The sequence below is a fragment of the Vibrio sp. CB1-5 genome, assembly GCF_059412285.1.
Genome location: NZ_JBJHPB010000003.1, coordinates 69,267 through 88,099, shown reverse-complemented (window position 1 = coordinate 88,099; position 18,833 = coordinate 69,267). Strand labels below are relative to the sequence as shown.

Below are 18,833 nucleotides of genomic sequence, written 5' to 3'. Positions count from 1 at the left end.
CAACCTATAGAGGGGGGAACAGAGTGCATAGTCTGAGGATGTTGAAGCACGAAAATACTGATCAGTATCAACAGAAGGATTATTTTGTAGAAACTAAATATTACAAAACATGTAACTGTGAAATCTCACGCAAAATAGATATAGCTCTGTTAATGGTTTGGATTAATTTGGCTAATCCGAGTTAATGCGTTTCATGAAACTTGCAAAGTATGTAACCTATCGTTCTGGTTTGATACTGCTTATTGGCCGTGAATAAGAATAGTCTGACGATAGAAATCAGATAATTAGGTTATTAACTTATGCAAAAACACGGACTTTCATTTTGGTATGCTGCAGCGTTTATGTTTGGTGCTATCCAGCTTATTGCTTTACCGCTTTTAATCCCGAGTTATATTCTTGAAGTCACTGGCTCTATGGTACATACGGGAGCGGCGCTCTCGTTTGTTGGACTGAGCGGATTTATTGCGCCACTAATAGGCTCAACCGTCGATCGCTTGAATCTGCATAGCGCGGCACAGAAAGCATCACTTGCGTTCTATGCCTTTGCCATGGCGTTGTTTGCTTTTGTTCCTGCAACGTGGGCGATGTACCTTGCGACATTCTTGGTGGGTCTTGGCTCTATCACTCTCATGACCGTCAACCCGACCTTTATCGTGGCAGCAGGCTTTGATAAAGCTCAAGAGGCATTGCGCTTAACTCGCATGAACCAAAGTATCTTTGTTGGCGCGATTGTCATGGGCGCTATTTTGGCGGTAGCAGAAGGCATTAGTGCGACGCTTAGCTTCGGTATTGTTGGTGTGCTTTCGATTGTTGCGATGATTATTGTGTCGGTTGATGGCAAGGTTGCAGCTCAGCGTATTGTATCCGATGCACCGCAACAAGGTGAAAGCGAAGAGAAAGGCCGCTGGAACCTAACATTTGTTACTTTCCTGTTGGCGGTGTTTATTGCAATGCTGGCAAGCTCTAACCAAGTCGCGCAAGGTCCTAACCTATTTGAAAGCTTGTTTGATATTGATAAGTCGGCAACGGCATTGTTGTTGTCCATTTCGTCGGTAATTAGCTTATTAACATTGGATATTGCTGGTCGTGCACTAGGAAAATTCGGGGCAGGTAAAGTGTGGGTTGTGGGGTTAGTTGGCTACATTGTTGTTGGCACGGTACTTTCAAGTTTAGTCACAGGCTCTACAGAATATTTCTACCTGCCACTCGTTATGCACCTGTTCTTTATGCAGTGCTTGTCGATGGTCGACATGGTTAAGCCGGCAATTGTTGCCAAGGTCACGACTTTGCCTCCTGCCGCGACCCAAGGCTTCTTGCTATTTGCTATCGCTGGTGGTTACGCTGCGGGGACATCGCTGGGTGGTGTTGTGGGTGAGGTTGCCGGTATGGCGAGCTTGTTCATGTTTGTTGCGGTAAGTGCGGCAGTGGCTCTCGCTTTTGCGCTGTTTACTCTTGCTCGTATTAAAGACTAACCGCCTAAAATAGAAGAAAAAATGGCGTCCAAATCGGACGCCATTTTTTGTTTTTAGTCAATGAACCAGTAGCCCTTGTTAATGAGCTCAGTCAGAAGCGGTACAACGTGAGAGTTAGGCTCGATATCAACGATAACTTCTCTATCTGTGAGCGCTTTTGCTAGCCAAGTTTGTGCTTCTGGCAACTTGAACACTTCACCGTTGATATACACCATGGTCGGTTCTTCTTCATGTAACAGAGCACGCAAGCCCGCTACCTTATAGATGGCACCACCGTCTGAGAGGTGCTGAGCAACATCCTCGGAGGTCCACTTGTCTTCCGGTTCAATGATATTGAGTTGATGACGTGATTGGCTGAGCATACAACCCAAAAAGTCTTTGATGGTCGACTCATCTTGCAGTGCCGACATCAACATGCTTGTCAGCGTTTCTTTGTCGTCGGTACTGATTTGACCAAAGTGCTCGGTCGCACTGAGAGTCGGCTTATCCATATGCTTATCGCCATAGTCGTGAGCTAACACATAGTCGGCGAAGTTGCTGATAAGCTCTTGCTCTTTAGGAGAGCGGAAGCCAACAGAGTAGCTTAGTGATGGCTCAAGTGCGTAACCATCATGTGGGAAGCCCGGTGGTATATAGAGAATATCGCCAGGTTCAAGCACATCGTCGATGATGGCATCGAAGGATTCAATCTGACGTAGCGCCTCATGTCGCTTGGTTTCGGTATATTGACCGACATCTTTCGCGCCGACACGCCAATGGCGTTTGCCCATTCCTTGAACAATAAAGACATCGTACTGGTCGATATGTGGTCCAACGCCACCACCCTGGACGGAGTAGCTCACCATTAAATCATCAAAGAGCCATTGAGGGAGTGCTTTAAACGGCTCGACGAGCTCTGCTGCACCGGCGTGCCAGTGATTGGTGGCTTGCACAATTAAAGACCAGTGGCTATCTGCAAGATCTGCGAACTTTTGTTCAGTAAACGGGCCGTGTTCAGCATGCCAATTCTGATCAAGGTTGGAGACAAAGCGAGAGTCGATCTCTTCTTCCATTGACAGTCCGGCAAGCTCTTCCGGCGAGATAGGATCGGTGAAAGAGGCGAAACCACCTTTAATGATAGTTGGCTGCTTTTGCCAGTATTGGGCAAGGAAGTCGGCTAGGTTTACGGTTAATTGATACATAGAAAACTTAATTATTTACGAGTCACTGTTGAATGCTGAGCGGATTTTAGCAACTTGGGATGGAGAAGTCGCCTTAGTTACCAATAGATAATTTATTTAGGTGGCTTTTGTTGTCGGCATGATGTGTTTAGCTGTCTGCGTCAGCATCACATAGAAACGGTTGGTGTAAAAAAAGCCGAGGAGTATTGCTGTCGCATCGGCTTTTTACGTTTGTGGCATTACTTGTTTAGTTGCTCTTTTGCCGCTTCAACTTTGGCAAAGTCGAGCCCAAGTTCTTCGACCGCTTCTTTGATAAGCGCTGGGTTTTGCATTACTTGGTTCATCAATAGTTGAAGTTTGTCTTGAGGCAGGCCCAATTGGCTAATGGTTGCCATTGCCGCTAGTGGGTTTTGCGTTAGCGTCTCAAAAATCTCATTGATTTGCGCGTCGCTGATATTGTTCTCTTTCAATAGGGCAATAATCGGATTCATTGTCTTACCTTTGTTTTTACTTTAGCCGTTGGGCGGACATTCTAGCACTAGGTGATGGTCGAGAGAACCAGCAATATTTGCGAAAAGAGTAGGGGGAACTGATAGAGCTACCTACATACATCGTGACGGCAGCAAAGCTTATGAATGTAGCGGTGGACGAAATCTGGTTCTCAGTGTTGCTATCTCGCTTGTATATTTATATGTGACGTAAATCTGTCACGAGTGTCATTAATTTGACGCTTTGCGAAGAGTGATAATTAAAGCTTGGATTAGTTATGTATTGAATTAGCGTCTTCTACTTTAGTAATAAAAAATATCGTACGCTAAATTGATCTTAAAAATAATATAAACATATTACTGTAAAATGATGTCTGATAAATTACAGGTTTCTCGTACGGTAAAGTGTGGTTGTGTTATTTTTTAATCCGTTAAATAATTAAATAACGAGACCAGCTTAACATTTTTGCAACACAGGGCTAACTGGATTGGAATTTTCGCTCTAACTTTTTAGATAGTTTGCTCAATAGCTATTTTAAAGAGAGGTGACTCCCCTAAAGCATCATGTCTAATTGCGCCCGTTTTATCTTGAAAACAGTGTGCATCAATATGTCAGCATAACAATGGAATGACTTCCTATCATAGTGTGTTTGCCCCAAACGCACGGAATTTTTGCATCCTTATAAAATCATGGAGTAGATAATAATGGATAAAAGGTATGCGACGCTCTCCCTGGCCAGTTTACTGGCAATACCCTCCGCACCCTTATGGGCAGCGGGTTTTCAGCTTGCCGAGCATTCTGCGGCAGGCCTTGGCCGAGCGAATGCTGGTGAAGCGGCGATTGCTGATTCAGCAGCAACGATCGCCCATAACAGCGCGGCGATTACTCGCTTTAGTGAAGCACAGATATCGTTGGGTGCGGCCTATATCGCGCCACAAGTTCGTGTTACGGGTAATGGACCTTCTGAGAGTTTCAATCGACAACTCACTAACAACAACGTTGTCGATGATGTGATAGTACCATCGGCTTACTATTCCATGCCCATTAATGAACAGTGGCATATTGGTGTGGGTTTATTTACCGACTTTGGGCTAATGACAGAATATCCTAAAGACTATTTAGCTGGACCTATTGCTGGAAAAACCAGCTTAAAAACGATGAATATCAATCCTAACGTTGCCTATAAAATTAATGACAGCTTTAGTGTGTCAGTCGGTGCAAGCGCAGTTTATGCCGATGCGGAACTAGAACGAACCTTAGGGATATTGGCCGATGCAATTAACAGTCAGAATGGTACAAACTTTAATCGCACTGATATTGCAACTTCATTAAAAGGTGATGGTTGGGGGTACGGATTTAACCTTGGCGTTTTATGGGAGCTAAATGAAAACCATCGCTTTGGGCTTAGCTATCGCTCGAAAGTCGATATTACTTTGAAAGGTGATTACACCACGGATGTTCCCAACGGCATCGTGACTCAGCCAGGCCAAACCGTTGGGGGTGAACTCGAGCTTAATTTACCTAGTATTGCTGAGTTCTCGGGCTATCACCAGGTTACGGAGCCACTTGCGCTTCACTATAGCGTTGTAATGACAGGTTGGAGTACATTCGAAGAAATTCGTGGCACGGTAGATGGTGTGACTGTGCTGCAGAAAGACGAAAAATTCGAGGATTCGTTTAAGTATGCGCTTGGTCTTACCTACGGCGTTTCATCGGCCGTTACGCTGCGTACGGGAATTGCCTTTGACCAAACCCCTAACGTCAATCATCCAAGTATTAGCTTACCGGACTCTGACCGCATGAACTACAGCGTGGGCGCTAGCTACGCGTTTAGTGATTCTACTTGGTTAGATTTTGGTTTTAGCTTCATCGATGCTAAGGAAACCACTTTTACCGAAGAGTTAGAGCCCGAAAACTTGCCTGGAACGACAGTGGATTTCAAATCTGAAGGCGACGCTTACTTGTACGCGTTGCAATTCAATCACCGTTTCTAATGGATGACGATATTTGACAAGGAATGAATCATGATGTCTACGCTTTTAAGACCGCTCTCGCTAGCGGCAATGGTTGCTGTCATCCTTACTGGATGTAACGGTGACGAATATGAAGAGCCTCAGTCCACTGGTGCTTATGCTTTGTCTGACTACGGGTCACCAACGCATTGTGCTGATGGCATGGAATGGGCGAGTGCAAGTGAAGTGACCGCCATTGAAAACCTCGTAGAACTTGCAGAAAGCAACAGTACTATCACGTTACCTGAAGGTTGTTTCAAAATGAACAATCAGCTTACTGTTGATTCGAAAGACAATCTGGTGCTCAAAGGGGCGGGGATAACGAAGACCTTTTTGGATTTCTCTAATGTAGATGGCAAGGACGGCATTGCAGTCAGTGGCGGTAGCAATATCGTGATATCTGACTTGCAGGTGTCTGAAGCGTCGAAAAATGGCATCAAAGCGGACTCAGTGGAAGGGCTGATTATTCGTGATGTTGCAACGGTATGGCTAGAAGTCCCGCGAGAGCGAGATGAAGATGGTTCACTGCGTGGCACGTACGGTATTTACCCTGTGAAATCGCAAAATGTTTTGATCGAAGACACATGGAGCTACGGCAGTGCTGATGCGGGTGTCTATGTGGGACAAACTATTGGTGCCGTGGTACGAAATAATGTGGCTGAGAAAAACATCGCAGGTATCGAAATTGAAAACAGCTCGGGCGTTGATGTCTACGGTAACCTCGCAGTGGGTAATACCGGTGGCGTTTTGCTATTTGATTTACCAGGTGCAACCACTATTGGGCGTTTAGTTGATGATGTAAGGGTATTTAATAACACTATTCGTGACAATAACTTAGTTAACTATGTGGATACTACTTGTGATAAAGGCGTCGGTGGTTGTGGTGTGGTAGGTATTGTCCCTCCTGGTACTGGTGTGGTGATTTTATCTGGCCGTAATGGCGAGTTCTTTAACAACACTATCGATAACCACGACTCAATGGCGGTCGCAATGACCAGCTATTTGCTGGTGAATGATAACCCAGAAGCATACGTACCAAGCTTTACTGGGCCAAGTAGCTCTGAAGGGGCAGCGATTTTACAAGGTTGGAACCCGGTTCCGACAGGTATGTACTTCCATGACAATACGGTTACCAATGTAGGCACGAAGCCCAATGGTGCCCTTATTGACGACATGGTGCTGGCGTACTCACTTGAGCACCAAGCGTTCCCTGCCGTTTTTTATGACGGCGCCGGTGAATCGCTAGTGCGCTCGCAAATGTTTACCGAACTGAGGGATGCGCTGAATGGCACATTTGGAACTGACCGTTGGAACTACCTAACCAATTTTACAGACGTAGATTCAAACTGTGTCATTGACAATACTGGAACCAGTGTCGGTGTGCTGGTGGATCACCTAGACCCAACCGCAATAGGTCGATATTCAGAGAATCCAGCAAACGCAGATTTCCTCTACCAAAACCCTCATACGTCACTACTGCGCGGTGGGTGTGATGTTAAGCAGCCTTTAGCTGTAAACACCGTAACCATTGATGGTGTGGAATATGGTTGGGGCATTACGGATGCAACGCCAGATGACGGAGAGTCGGGCTCAGGCAATAACGGTATTGTCGGCAATGAGATGTGTCGTGCGAATACGGCAGGTGACATTAATTGGGCTGCACTGACGCGTGAGTCTGCGAGCTTTGCGGAAAACTGTACGAATCTTTCTGACTATCACTTATTTGCTGATGCGAGCGATCCGACGAAGAACCTTAACCTTGCGACATCAGGTAAAGGTACTTTGTATGAAATGAATGTTGAACTGTTCACGGATTATGCTCGCAAGTATCGCTATGTATTGATGCCAGAAGATGTGTCTGCGAGCTATCGCTCTCAAGAAGTGTTTGATTTCCCTGTCGGTACGGTGCTAATAAAAACGTTCACTTTACCAACGAGCACTAATAACGCGATTGGCGAAGACGAGGAGCTAATCGAAACTCGATTGTTGATTCGTCGTGATTCAGGCTGGGTGGCATTGCCATATGTGTGGAATGAAGACAAAACCGACGCCACGCTTACAGCAGTATCCGTACCATTTGATCGCACTATTGAACATGACGGTGAAACCTTAGCATTTACCTACGAAGTACCAAGTCGTAATGAGTGTACTTTGTGTCACAAAGTTACTGAAGATGTGGCGGACCCTGTAGGTAGTACCCAAGCTGCTGGATTCTCCCCCATTGGTCCAAAAGCACGCAATATGAATAGTATTCGCGCTGTTTCTTCGGGCAATCCGATTAATCAGTTATTACACTGGGAAAATTTAGGTCTAGTAAGTTTACCGGATATGCCAAGCAACTTACCTGCGGTGCCTGAGTTTGATTCCGAAGCCGGAGCAACCAATTTAACCCCTGCTGAGCTAGAAGACTATGCGAAAGCCTACTTAGATATTAACTGTGCGCATTGCCATCGAACAGAAGGTAAAGCGGCCAGTAATCCATTTAAGTTGGAGTATTGGCGAGAAGGCGTGGGTCAAATGGGATTGTGTGCGCGCGGCATTACGTTCCATAAAGGGCCTAGTCCTTATGTGGTGATGCCAGGGGATGCCGACAACTCTGTGCTGCATTATCGAATCAACATCGATAATGGCAACATGATGCCTGAGCTTGGTCGCCACGTCGTACACAAAGAAGGGGTGGCTTTGGTCACTGACTGGATTAACTCTATCGACCCTACTGGTTGGGACTGCGTAGAGTAAGTTCATTAAAAAAATGTTAGAAAAACGCCCGGCGACATTGCCGGGCGTTTGTTTATCAGGTTATGAGTTTCAGGAATAGGTTAGGCAAATTCTTTTTGCAGGTAACTCACAATATCGGATGACTCATACATCCATGTTTCTTCGCCGTTTTCGACAATTTTCAGGCACGGCACTTTTACTCGACCGCCGCCATTAAGAAGCTCTTCTCTAGCAATGGGATCGTTTTTCGCGTCTTTCAACTCTATATTGACAGACTGGCGTTTCATTTCACGGCGGACTTTGACACAAAATGGGCAAGCTTCGAATTGATAAAGCTGCATCGCCGATGCTTTAGCATCAGCTTGTTGTTGTGCTTCACTGCTGCGTTTAACGCCGCGTGGTGAAAACACAAAGTTCAGCAATAGAATGATTTTGCCTAAAATAATGCGGATGAACTTCATAACTACCTTTCTTTGTAATTTGTTGAGCTTATTGTTGTTATCGTGTTTTTGCTATCAACACGTATAGCGGCAAATCTTAACACCTCTTTTACTTTACCGATACGTTTAGTCCCTAGATAAACTGTGACGTTTGGTGACGCTAAGACCCAAGCGCTTAGATAATCTTATAAGGTTGGCACGATCCGTTTTAAGTTCGCGAGCAGCTTGAGCCCAGTTGTAGTCAGCACTGACTAACGCATTGGAGATCAATGCTCGTTGATATTCCTCAGTGGCCTCACGTATTCCGGCACTCTGTTTTGGCAGCTCAATAGTAGACACTTTGTTTTGATTTTGTGGTGGAAGTGTGTCATCAAACTGCCCACAATCATCGATGGTGACAGTGACTACGGTTTTCCCCAGAGAGCGAGCCTTGGCTTTCAGTGCTGCACGGTTGATGACATGTTCAAGTTCGCGCACATTTCCGGGCCAAGCGTATCGGTTGAGATGAGGAACGACATTAGGGTTCAGTTTGATCTGGTTGATCCCAAGTTTTCTACGTGCTTGCTCCAAGAAAAAACCAGTGAGCAGTTCAACGTCACCGAGGCGTTCTTTGAGTGGAGGTACGGAAATAGGGTAGACGCTTAGGCGATGGTAGAGGTCAGCACGAAACTTGCCGTTTTCAACTTCTAGCTTAAGGTCTCGGTTGGTTGCCGCGAGTACGCGGACGTTAATTTTCTGAATCTGATCTTTACCAACAGGTTGGATCTCGTTATTTTGCAATGCACGTAACAGCTTGCTTTGTGCGGCCAGTGGCAGTTCGCCAATTTCATCGAGAAACAGAGTGCCACCGTCCGCGAGTGCAAACTTACCCAAGCGGTTTTTGTCAGCGCCGGTGAATGCGCCTTTAACGTGACCAAATAGCTCGCTCTCTATGAGGTTTTCTGGGATAGCCGCGCAATTCACATAGACCAAAGGTTGTTGTCTACGGGTGGATTGGTAATGTAGCGTGCGCGCAACCAGCTCTTTGCCAACGCCGGTTTCACCATGGATTAGAATATTGAAATCGGAGGGCGCGACGATCTCAATATCAGATTTAAGCGCCCGCATTGGATCGCTGTTGCCGATCATCTCTCCTCCATCCCGCTCCCAAGCCTCTTCATTGAGTTCTTCAAGAAGTTGCTTTGATTGCTTAGCTTGATGCTCAAGTTGAGAGAAAGTGAGTGCCATTTTTAGAGTAGAGGCGGCGATAGCGGATAGAACCTCGAGATTTCGAGTTGGAATGCTATGAAAGGCATTCGGTTCCAAACTATCCAGTGTTAGCGCTCCCAACATTTTTTCGCCAAAAATAAGCGGAAGCCCCATACAGGAGTGCATCGGCAGGTCGCCGTGGTGGTCAATCAATAGCCCATCAAAGGGATCGGGCAATTCACTGTCAGCATCAAAAATCACCGGACTGTTAGCAGCGCAGATCTCGGCGAAACGTGGGTGCTCATTAATGACAAAGCGTCGACCTAATGTATCGCGAGCAAGCCCTTGCATTGCAAGTGGTACTAGCGTGTCTCCCTGAAGCGAAAGCAGGGCGACACAATCGCAGCGAATGGTTTTTCTGATTGTATTGAGCAGTGAATCGAAACGTTCTTGATCGTTGTTGCTGCTAGCGAGACCAACGGTTAGGTCGATAAGACTTGAGGTGGAGATATCTTGCATGTGGGATATGCCGCGTTAAATGAGTATAGTTGTCATTCTAGTGTCATTTAGACACAAATGGAAGTGGTCATTTTGACTCAAACTGTAATCGAAATGTTCTTTAAAACCAATGACTACCGATGTTTCTATACTTGGCACGAACTCTGCAATATGCTGTTTGTAAAATCGGATGTGAACACGAATCGTTCACTTTTAAATATAAAAAGCGTGCTGCGTCAGCAGGAAACACGTAAGACAGTCAGCCTATTATTATATCTATTAATAAAGTCGTAATTTAAAGCCTTCTAGGAAACACTATGCTAAGTAATCAACATATCGAAATCATCAAAAGCACCATTCCTCTACTAGAGTCGGCGGGGCCAGCTCTGACTCAGCATTTTTATCAAAGAATGTTTTCTCATAACCCAGAGCTGAAAGACATTTTTAATATGGCTCATCAAAAGTCGGGTCGTCAAAGCGTTGCTTTGTTTGAAGCGGTTGCCGCTTATGCGAAGAACATTGAAAACCTTGCTGCTTTATCGGCCGCGGTTGAACGTATTGCGCACAAGCACACTAGCTTCCACATCCAAGCTGAGCACTATCAAATTGTCGGCCATCATCTTATCGAGACACTGCGCGAGCTGGCACCAGAAGCGTTCACTCCAGACGTAGAAGAAGCTTGGACAGAGGCGTATCTCTTCTTGGCGCAAATCTTTATCGATCGAGAGGAGGAGCTTTACCAGTTACGTGAAAAAGCGTTGGGCGGATGGCGTGGTACTCGTCGATTCGTCGTCGTCGAAAAAACACCAGAGTCGGAATTGGTTACGAGTTTCGTTCTTGAGCCTGAGGATGGCGGCAAAGTTCTTGATTATCAAGCGGGGCAATATTTGGGAATTCAAGTATCGCCAACTGACAGTGACAATGTGGAGATTCGACAATATTCACTGTCTCAAGCACCAACGGGCACAAGCTACCGTATTTCTGTGAAAAAAGAGCAATCGAGTGAGCATGATGATGGTTTGGTATCCAACTATTTGCATCGTGAGCTAAATGTTGGTTCGACACTGGACGTAATGCCGCCTGCTGGCGATTTCTTCTACCAGCCGTCAGAGGCACCTGTTGTACTAATTTCTGCCGGTGTAGGCTGCACGCCAATGCAAGCAATGCTGCAACAAATTAGCAAGCAAAACCCATCTCAGCAAGTGACCTATTTGCACGCATGTGAAAATGAGCAGCAGCACTCTTTTGTTGATGAAACAGCGACCATTTTGGCAGCCAACGGCTGGCAACAACATACGTGGTATCGTGAACCTCAGGGGGAGCATGAAGCGCCTAATTGTCACAAGGGTGTGATGGATTTGGCGGCCATCAAAGATTCTCTACCGATTCATTTTGGTGAGTTTTACCTTTGTGGACCCGTTGGCTTTATGCAGGCAGTGGTGGCACAGCTTGAAGCGATGGATGTTGATCGTTCACGTATTCATTACGAAGTATTTGGCCCGCACGCAAATCTTTAATGCACTGTTTAATCTATCGGCCTACTAAATTGGCCGTTTAGTTAAACCATTTTTCAAACCACTGTTTCCAACCGGATGACGGTGGTTTTTTTGATTCAAACTCCCTAAAACCTTGGTAATAGCTTTGATTAAAAGCAATCCGCAGTTCATCAACGCTTTTTTGTGTTAGGGGGCTGAGTGTTTCGCTGGTCTGGAGGGCGTGATCATTGGCAAGGCTATAGTCCATGCCTAAGTACCCTTGGATGTAAACCCAGATATGCGTGACCAGCATCAGTTCTTCAACAACAGGCAGCTTAAATGAATTGGCGTGTTCAGGGCCTACTTGTTGCTCAATGGCGGTTCTCATCGCCTGAACTTGATTGAGGTGTGCATTGAGGGAGGAAAGCGCTTCAACATTAAGTTTAGTAAATAGACCGAGCAACAAACCTGAAGGGGCATGATCCGGCTTGTTCTCTTGTGCTCTAGCGAACAAAAGGCTTTCTCGTTCGCACAAGTTATTCAGAGCTTCTTGATGCGTTGCCGCTATGGTGAGCGTGTCAGCCTTAATATTGGACAGTGCTTCCCTCAGTTCGATCATTTGTCTTGCAGTTCCTCGACAGTGACCTCTACAGAACCACCTTCCGCATCGACAAACAGTGAAGTGCCGGTAATCATCACGGAAAGATCCATGGTTCGCGTGACCAACTCGGACAGTGACTCGATAGATTCGTTGTCAAAGCGATAGACGCTAGCGTCTAAATAGCCAAATTTGCCTTTGTTTTGCTGCCACCACACATCACTTTTGGTGTTGAAGCTGTAGACTTTGGTTTTTTTAGACAGTCGAGTCGCTTTTTTCACTCGATCAACATCAGGCTCACCGATATCGATCCAAACCAAGGTTTGGTCATCCAGTGACTTTTCCCAAATGTCTGGCTCTTCAATGGTCGATAACCCTTTGGTGAAGTGAAGCTCCGGCGAGGCGTTGAGGCAAAATGCCATGAGTCTCGCCATCATGCGTTGTTGGTTTTCAGAAGGGTGCAGGGCAACTGTAAGATTTAGAGAGTCGTAGTAGTCGCGGTTCATGTCAGTAAGGGCGACACGAAACTTATAGATTGTAGGTTTTAAAGCCATGAGAGTGCTCAAAAATTGTGAATAGCGTTTGACCCTATAGTACGCGTCTTACCACAAAAGGATACTAACAAAGCAGGATATTAGGGCTAACTGATACAAAAATAGCCAGCAGAGCTGGCTATTTATCAAACGTTACTGGAAGTCAGTCTTAAACTGGAACGATTTCTTCAGCTTGAGGGCCTTTTTGGCCTTGAGTTACACGGAACTCAACTTTTTGGCCTTCAGCTAGCGTACGGAAGCCGTCTGCTTTAATGTTGCTGAAGTGAGCGAAAACGTCTGGACCATTTTCTTGTTGAATGAAGCCAAAGCCTTTAGTTTCGTTGAACCACTTAACTGTACCAGTTACTGTGTTAGACATAGTTATATCCTAAATTTTTTTACTATCTTGTTTCTATTGCCAATCCGGCAGCTATAGCGTGGAAAATGAAATTGCTATTGCGTACAACGCGTCGGGGGAATCACGAGAATTCAACGAATGCTTTTTGTAAACAATGGAACTTTTTTTCTAGCCAGTGACGAATATAAGCGACTTCTTAGGCAAGTCAAAGAGTGGTGAATATATTAATGTTGAATATTTGATGTGTAGCTCGTTTTTAGATGGCACTTTCATGACATTTCAAACATATAGTAAATTTACTGACACTAGATCAACATTCATTCTCGGTGTGTAACGTGTTGATATAAAACATTATTTAGCGCCTCGAAATAATGTTTTGTAAAGATTAAGCAAACAATACGATTATTTTGAAGTGTTACAGGTTTTTATAGAATCACTAATTTATGAGGCCTATCTCTCTATTTTGGGCGAGTATATTGAGTATGCGGTAATTTGACCGGCCACAATAGCTGAAAACATAAATAATGCGGATAAACCGATATTAGGGATCGGTAAAATCGATTGTTCAAACACAGATTGGCTAGCACTGACCATAACACGGCTTCCTGGTACTAAGATAATGATGCCCTGCACGATGTATATGGAACCCGTTAGATCAAGCCTTTTAGCAACCCAGGTGCCATATAAAGTGATGAGCACAGTCGTCACCCAAGTGCCTACCACCCAGCCACTATCAAACCCAAGATAGAAAGGGCCCCACATGCCGAGCACGGCTACAGGTAGTCCAAGTAGAATGTCTTTAGGGCGGGCGTTAAAAATGACGCCAATGGAAGTTGAGATAAGTAGTAGCCCAAAGCAGTGTAGCCATAGTGGAACTTCATTGGTGTATGAGATGGACTCTGTTTGTCCCCAAAAGGCCTCACCAATATTGAGCCCCATCATCACACCGATAAACAATTTGATGAGGGTGAGGGCGCTTTGCCCTAAAAGAGCGGTACCCGACACTAAGTCATTAAATGCCAAACACTCAAGTGAGTTGGCGATTGATAAACCGGGTACAAACAAAATGACACTCGCGATACACAACGCCCATATAGGAATTGCGGCACCAGTGCTGGCGATAAATGCCACGAGAACCCCGGTTAGTAGAGCTGAAATGAACTCCACTGCGATAGAGTTGCGTCCACGATAAACCAGCTGACATACCCAAACCATCAATCCCAATAACATCGAAAATGCAATGGCTTCCAATGTACTGCCTACCAACATGAGGTAAGCGGGTGGGATCCCCATATTAGCAAGAGCGACCACCCATTTAGGGTAACCAACAGGTTCTGGCACGGCTTCATTGCTTGGCTGATTGATTCGAATGATGGTGTTGGCGAGCAAGCTAAGGTTAATGGAAGCTGGCTTTAACCGCTTTAGTACAACCGTATTGTCTTTATCTGGAAATTGATAGTTGATGGCGGTTGGGGTGGCTTGCACCATGACATCGATACCATGTTTTTGCGCGTAGTATTGTGCGTACTTTTCCACTTTATAAGGAGCACACCCACTACGGTGTAGTGTGTCGCCGATATCTACGATTTTCTTTATGGTTTGAGTGGAAGGCATAGGTCCGTCTAATCAATGTCGTGGTGCCACTTCGGTGGCGTAAAGGTACCAAAGCTTCAAGGGTTTTTCGATAGTTAATATTCAATTTTCTATCAATTCTATTCACAGTAACAGAGCGGAATACAGTAAGTTGTATGGCGAACCGCAAACGTTTCAATGAATTAGCAAGCACTCTGATATAAATGCTCCTCATGTAAACGAATGGTGATTGGCTTTAGTCTAGAAAAGTGAGACTCACATCTCATTTTCCCTTTTTATATCAGTGTAATAGTACATTTATAGACCAAATTGAAGCAAAGATGCGCAGTTAAGCCAAAATGCGCAAAAAGAGGCTTTTCTTTTAGTCCAGATATGGCATATTAACTCTCGTCCCACGATGATGCGTGCATCGTATAATGGCTATTACCTCAGCCTTCCAAGCTGATGATGCGGGTTCGATTCCCGCTGCACGCTCCAATCCTTATCTGTTATAAAATCAAACTAAACTATTAAAAATAAACGCTTTATTGCGTTTTTTCTCATGCCTGAAATCCGAGAACAAGACGTTGCCTTATATGTCGGTGTCCAAATGGTGGCCAATTTGGTGTCCACCACTGGTTAAGGGCATTAAGTGACGTTAAATGAGCTGAAGCGTAATAGTCGTCAGCTTATCATTACTTTTCCTAATTGTTGTTTTGAGGTATCCGCTCGAATAACTCTGCAACAGTGATATCAAAGTAGCCACACAATGCATCAATCACTTCTAACTCTACTCGGGTTGCTGTTTCATTATACAAACGCGTAATAGTGCCCCTATTGATCCCCGTATCGCGTGATACATCGGAAATTTTAAGTTTTCTCTCACCCATGATTTTCGATAAGTGGCACTTCAGCATGGTCTTCTCCTGTAAAAAATGACCTCCTGTAGATTAAAAATGCTTGCAAAAGAGAATTCTTATGATACATTTTGTTCTACAGGAGAGTATTAAGCTCTTTTGAAAGATATTTAGTTCAGTAGGAGATTGTACGATGGATAATACCTATTTGACAACGTCAGAGCTCTCAAAGCGAATCAAGTATGACGAAAGAGTGATTAGAGAGCAGTTGAAAGACAGTGTACTGTTTGAAGGAGTACATTACATCCGTCCATTCGGTGGTAGAAAAATACTCTTTATTTGGGAACGAGTAGAAGAGGAAATGCTTAGCGGTGTTTCGATGCAATCATTAATCACTGGTTTGTAAGGGGGACAATATGGGGGTATTGAACGTTCGAAATGGCAAGCTCGTTCTTCAGTTTCGCTATCGTGGTCAGCGTTGCCGAGAACAAACGCAACTGCCTGACAATAAGCCCAATCGAAATCGATTGGAGCGTTTACTCAAAAGGATAGAGGCGGAAATTGTACTCGATACCTTTGACTATTCCGCTTACTTTCCAAAAAGCTCAATGGCAAAGCGTTTCGCTGAGGTAAAACGAAGAGAGGAAACGGCAAAAAGTTACTTTGAAGCGACAGAGTCACCAAAGTTTCAGGAATTCGCTGAAATATGGCTAGCCGAGATGAAAGTAGAATGGAGTCACGGTCACCTAGTGGACGTCGAGGGCGTCTTGAATAAATACCTACTACCGACGTTCGGCAGTAAAAGGATCAGCGCCATCAATAAGGCTCAAATCATGCAATTTCGTTCCTTCCTCGCCAAAGTACCGGGACGAAATGCGCAGTTCTTAAGTCCATCACGGATAAATCACATAATGACACCGCTTAGGATGATTCTTAATGAAGCCGCTGATCGTTATGACTTTACCCCAGCCTGGAAGAATATCAAAGCCTTAAAAGTAGGTCGCACGGAAGTTGACCCATTCTCATTAGAGGAAGTGGAGCGCTTCCTCAAATATGTTGATGAGGAGTACCAGGCTTATTACGTAACTCGCTTTTTTACTGGTATGAGAACCGGTGAAGTTGATGGGTTGATGTGGGAAGCCGTAGATCTAGAGAACAAAACCATTACGGTTAGTCAAAGTATTGTGCGTGGCCGATTGAAAGGGCTCAAAACCGATGGTTCATATCGCGTGATTCAGCTTACAGATAGGGTGGTGGAAGCCCTTGAAAAGCATTGTCTTAGCGCCGATAAAAAACTGAAATATGTATTTACTAATGCTCAAAATCGTCACCTCAATTACGCTGTAGTTGCTCGTTCCGTTTGGTATCCGGCTATTGAAAGAGCAGGGTTAAAACGACGTAATCCGTATCAAACCCGCCATACCTTCGCAACGTTACTTCTGGCGGCAGGTGAATCTCCAGAATGGATCGCGAATCAGATGGGTCACACCACGACTACGATGCTGTTTCGTGTTTACTCCCGTTACGTGCCCAACTTAACACGTCGAGATGGCAGTGCATTTGCCGCGTTCTTAAATGCAGGGGGTAAGTGATGCGCTATTCACCGTTAGCTATACATTGCACAAGCCTTTGCTTCGATGTAATCCAAAGTCATTACTTTGATGAAATGACGGTTGAAGACATCAAACAATCTAAAGCAGAAATCTATCTTCTACTTAAAGGGCGAACGTACATGCTACCTCACCAATTTTGGCGAGAAGACCTGTTTCTCGACATGGTAGCGAATAGCGTTGTGGAAGTGTTATACCAATGTCGTCATCACCGTTCAAAGCGAGATGCGGAGTGGGTGCTGAGTTTTGTAGAGCGCCAGATTGAATTGGCGATCGACAGGGCAAAGCACTAGGTCAAATAGCGCGAGCTAGTACAAGTTATTTGGCTAGCTCTGTTTTTGATGTGTGTAGCGTAATTATTAAAGTTTCTCTGCTAATGCTTTAATGTCTTGGACTAACTTCGAAGAGTAATCACTGCGGCAAAACTGGCTAGCGAGCTTTGCCTTCTCTTGAATTAGCTTGACTGTTTCCATTTGATCGGCGTTGATTGGCTCTCGCTTTGAAAGATGTTTAATACCCGAGTCGCTATGAATTTCAACGGTTGATGCAGTAGACTCCTTTTCACGTTTTGCCTTCAACTTGTCCATGAAAGCTTTTCCGTTTTCGTCCAGGTGGTACTTATGACGAGTGAGCCACTGTTCTCTAGTCTCATTCATTTGCTCGAAATATTCCGAATGATGGCCTCTCGCCACTTCTTGATATCCGCCTTCTGTCGCGTAGTACGAAGATTGTGTCTGAAATTGATGGAAGTCTTTATTAGAGATTCGTGCGCTAGATTTGGCGCAGTTCGAACAGCTCTTGCAACAATAAAGCTGGTTCGGGTTTCGCTTTTGGAAATATCGATTACATCGGACACACTTTGCCATAATTTTTTTCCTGACAGTTAGATAGTTAAACGTTGTCGTATCCAGAAACTTGATAGCTGAGCAACAGTCTAATTATTTCAATAAAATCATAATTTTAAAGTATTTGCGCTCTTCGCTGTTTGATAAAATGGTTTCGCCAAAAAATCAACTGACTAGAAAATGAGATACAAATCGATACTTTACTTGAATCTCTTTACCCAGTCTGCCCTTGATTACACATAAAACGACTTGGTGTCTGCCGTTGGCGTGCGAGCTTTAGTGTTAATTACTCATTGTTAGAAAGTGGTCAAGGAATAGGATAATCCATGGTGTTTCCCTTATGTAATGGTAGCTATTTGTCTTGTCAGCGTTTAGTAATCTGAACTAGGTCGGTCCTGTGGTGCTGTTTGTAAGCTTACGAACCGCCTTCTTTCTTAAAATATAGCTAAAGTGCCCACATTACTTCAAATGATGGGAACAATCATGACACAAATTCAAATGCGAGATATAGAAACAGGCGATATCGTCGATAGATCTACTGATGAGATGACCAATGAAACCATGGCATCGGAGGCGATGCATCAGTTTCTATACGCGGTCGATAATCGCTTGATTGAGTTGACGCCGGGTAGCGTTCACACGGACATTAAGGTGCACGTTGATCATCCGATGGGGGAAACTAGGCTTACCTATGGCTATATAGTCGATGGACAAATTGAATCTGTGATCGTCTTTACGGTTAGTGGTGCATACAAAGGTAAGTTGTGCTTTGATATTGGTTACTCGACAATGCCAGGATCTCAAGGAAAAGGATATGCGAGTATTGCGTTGAAAAAGTGTTTAGATGAGCTCACTAATGGTCTCAAAAGAAATGGTATCGATGAGTTTTATGTCGAAATGAAGGTAGACAAAGGAAACTTACCATCAAACATCATTGCTAGCCGTATTTCTACAGAGAGAGAAGCTGAAGAAGGTATCAACCGTTACTTTAAACACGTGATGAGTTAG

Annotated in this window: 18 protein-coding genes and 1 tRNA gene; 9 read left to right on the top strand and 10 right to left on the bottom strand. The window is 44.6% G+C overall.

The genetic code is table 11. The annotated features are described in order from the left end of the window. The first annotated feature begins 299 nt into the window (after nt 1–299). Nucleotides 300–1,472, top strand: a complete 1,173-nt coding sequence (locus ACJB0T_RS03095) for an MFS transporter (RefSeq protein ID WP_479292970.1) — start codon at nt 300–302, stop codon at nt 1,470–1,472. Between the two features lie 53 nt (nt 1,473–1,525). Here the strand turns inward: ACJB0T_RS03095 and ACJB0T_RS03090 are convergent, their stop codons facing one another. Next, nucleotides 1,526–2,653: a ribosomal protein uL16 3-hydroxylase gene (locus ACJB0T_RS03090; protein ID WP_479292972.1), complete on the bottom strand. Its 1,128-nt coding sequence runs from the start codon at nt 2,651–2,653 to the stop codon at nt 1,526–1,528. Between the two features lie 218 nt (nt 2,654–2,871). Continuing rightward, a complete protein-coding gene (locus ACJB0T_RS03085; RefSeq protein WP_112479601.1) occupies nt 2,872–3,123 on the bottom strand; it encodes a DUF2999 family protein in 252 nt (83 codons plus the stop codon). A gap of 702 nt (nt 3,124–3,825) precedes the next feature. On the opposite strand from ACJB0T_RS03085, the gene ACJB0T_RS03080 reads away from it, so the two are divergent. Continuing rightward, nucleotides 3,826–5,115: an outer membrane protein transport protein gene (locus ACJB0T_RS03080; protein WP_479292974.1), complete on the top strand. Its 1,290-nt coding sequence runs from the start codon at nt 3,826–3,828 to the stop codon at nt 5,113–5,115. 30 nt (nt 5,116–5,145) lie between these two features. Next, the gene (locus ACJB0T_RS03075) at nt 5,146–7,872 is read left to right on the top strand and encodes a parallel beta-helix domain-containing protein (RefSeq protein ID WP_479292976.1); all 2,727 of its coding nucleotides are present in this window, start codon (nt 5,146–5,148) and stop codon (nt 7,870–7,872) included. Nucleotides 7,873–7,952: 80 nt separating this feature from the next. On the opposite strand, the gene ACJB0T_RS03070 is transcribed toward ACJB0T_RS03075, so the two are convergent. Both ACJB0T_RS03070 and norR read right to left on the bottom strand, forming a co-directional pair. Further along, nucleotides 7,953–8,312 (bottom strand): glutaredoxin family protein, encoded by a 360-nt coding sequence (locus ACJB0T_RS03070; RefSeq protein WP_479292978.1) that lies wholly within the window; start codon nt 8,310–8,312, stop codon nt 7,953–7,955. Between the two features lie 105 nt (nt 8,313–8,417). Continuing rightward, nucleotides 8,418–9,998 (bottom strand): nitric oxide reductase transcriptional regulator NorR, encoded by a 1,581-nt coding sequence (norR, locus tag ACJB0T_RS03065; protein WP_479292980.1) that lies wholly within the window; start codon nt 9,996–9,998, stop codon nt 8,418–8,420. Between the two features lie 296 nt (nt 9,999–10,294). Between norR and hmpA the strand changes: the two genes are divergently transcribed. Further along, on the top strand, nt 10,295–11,494 hold the full coding sequence (gene hmpA, locus ACJB0T_RS03060) for an NO-inducible flavohemoprotein (protein WP_479292982.1): 1,200 nt from the start codon (nt 10,295–10,297) through the stop codon (nt 11,492–11,494). Nucleotides 11,495–11,531: 37 nt separating this feature from the next. Here the strand turns inward: hmpA and ACJB0T_RS03055 are convergent, their stop codons facing one another. The 4 genes from ACJB0T_RS03055 to ACJB0T_RS03040 form a co-directional block, all read right to left on the bottom strand. Beyond that, a complete protein-coding gene (locus tag ACJB0T_RS03055) occupies nt 11,532–12,071 on the bottom strand; it encodes a hypothetical protein (protein WP_479292983.1) in 540 nt (179 codons plus the stop codon). Beyond that, the gene (locus tag ACJB0T_RS03050; RefSeq protein ID WP_479292985.1) at nt 12,068–12,604 is read right to left on the bottom strand and encodes a YaeQ family protein; all 537 of its coding nucleotides are present in this window, start codon (nt 12,602–12,604) and stop codon (nt 12,068–12,070) included. Before ACJB0T_RS03050 ends, ACJB0T_RS03055 begins: the two co-directional genes overlap by 4 nt. 148 nt (nt 12,605–12,752) lie before the next feature. Continuing rightward, entirely contained in the window at nt 12,753–12,962 is a 210-nt protein-coding gene (locus tag ACJB0T_RS03045) for a cold-shock protein (protein WP_042497416.1), read from the bottom strand. Between the two features lie 429 nt (nt 12,963–13,391). After that, nucleotides 13,392–14,555: a threonine/serine exporter family protein gene (locus ACJB0T_RS03040; RefSeq protein WP_479292987.1), complete on the bottom strand. Its 1,164-nt coding sequence runs from the start codon at nt 14,553–14,555 to the stop codon at nt 13,392–13,394. 381 nt (nt 14,556–14,936) lie between these two features. On the opposite strand from ACJB0T_RS03040, the gene ACJB0T_RS03035 reads away from it, so the two are divergent. Beyond that, nucleotides 14,937–15,011: transfer RNA gene (locus tag ACJB0T_RS03035), tRNA-Gly, on the top strand. Nucleotides 15,012–15,217: 206 nt separating this feature from the next. On the opposite strand, the gene ACJB0T_RS03030 is transcribed toward ACJB0T_RS03035, so the two are convergent. Next, nucleotides 15,218–15,430 (bottom strand): helix-turn-helix domain-containing protein, encoded by a 213-nt coding sequence (locus tag ACJB0T_RS03030; protein ID WP_418642358.1) that lies wholly within the window; start codon nt 15,428–15,430, stop codon nt 15,218–15,220. Between the two features lie 133 nt (nt 15,431–15,563). Between ACJB0T_RS03030 and ACJB0T_RS03025 the strand changes: the two genes are divergently transcribed. Genes ACJB0T_RS03025 through ACJB0T_RS03015 form a run of 3 tightly spaced genes read left to right on the top strand, consistent with a single transcriptional unit; the run spans nt 15,564 to nt 17,273 of the window. Beyond that, the gene (locus ACJB0T_RS03025; protein WP_096993182.1) at nt 15,564–15,776 is read left to right on the top strand and encodes a hypothetical protein; all 213 of its coding nucleotides are present in this window, start codon (nt 15,564–15,566) and stop codon (nt 15,774–15,776) included. Nucleotides 15,777–15,786: 10 nt separating this feature from the next. After that, nucleotides 15,787–16,962 (top strand): Arm DNA-binding domain-containing protein, encoded by a 1,176-nt coding sequence (locus ACJB0T_RS03020; RefSeq protein WP_479292990.1) that lies wholly within the window; start codon nt 15,787–15,789, stop codon nt 16,960–16,962. Next, the gene (locus tag ACJB0T_RS03015) at nt 16,962–17,273 is read left to right on the top strand and encodes a hypothetical protein (RefSeq protein ID WP_479292991.1); all 312 of its coding nucleotides are present in this window, start codon (nt 16,962–16,964) and stop codon (nt 17,271–17,273) included. The genes ACJB0T_RS03020 and ACJB0T_RS03015 overlap by 1 nt, the downstream gene beginning before the upstream one ends. A 66-nt stretch (nt 17,274–17,339) precedes the next feature. Here the strand turns inward: ACJB0T_RS03015 and ACJB0T_RS03010 are convergent, their stop codons facing one another. Then, nucleotides 17,340–17,567: a hypothetical protein gene (locus ACJB0T_RS03010; RefSeq protein WP_479292993.1), complete on the bottom strand. Its 228-nt coding sequence runs from the start codon at nt 17,565–17,567 to the stop codon at nt 17,340–17,342. Between the two features lie 741 nt (nt 17,568–18,308). On the opposite strand from ACJB0T_RS03010, the gene ACJB0T_RS03005 reads away from it, so the two are divergent. After that, complete coding sequence (locus ACJB0T_RS03005) at nt 18,309–18,833, top strand: hypothetical protein (RefSeq protein WP_479292995.1); 525 nt, start codon at nt 18,309–18,311, stop codon at nt 18,831–18,833.